1 protein-coding gene is annotated in these 456 nt (G+C 59.2%); it reads right to left on the reverse strand.

Annotated elements, in window-relative coordinates; translation table 11 throughout:
• Positions 1-202: 202 nt before the first annotated feature.
• On the reverse strand, positions 203-456 hold a 254-nt coding region (locus tag BBX50_RS30660), incomplete at its 5' end, for a hypothetical protein (RefSeq protein WP_065778336.1).

Consider the following 456-nt stretch of genomic DNA (forward strand, 5'->3'; position numbering starts at 1 on the left):
CATGGCCGCGACAACAGACACTTCGGCAGCTACCGCCACCTGGGTGAGATAGCCTTGGCGCGCGATCCGCATGGAAAGGTCCAGCTTCAAGTCGCAACCCATGGCCACCATGGACGCTACGGTCATTGCTGCTACGCAAAGACCGGTGACCCAACTCAGGCGAGTGGGTTTTTCGTGGGGCGTTTACGCACTTCTTCATCCTCTACCTTAGCAGGTTTTTGGCACTGTCAAGCGCAATCGCCCGGGGCTTCGCCCACCGCTTTAAATGGCTATCCGCTGCGCGGGGTACGTCCGAAGACATTGCATTCGCAGCATAAATACCAACGGTCAGGTCCAGCCCATCCACTGCGCACGGCATGGCCGCGACAACAGACACTTCGGCAGCTACCGCCACCTGGGTGAGATAGCCTTGGCGCGCGATCCGCATGGAAAGGTCCAGCTTCAAGTCGCAACCCA

The sequence above is a fragment of the Ensifer sp. LC11 genome (assembly GCF_001695835.1).
Taxonomy (GTDB): Bacteria; Pseudomonadota; Alphaproteobacteria; order Rhizobiales; family Rhizobiaceae; genus Ensifer.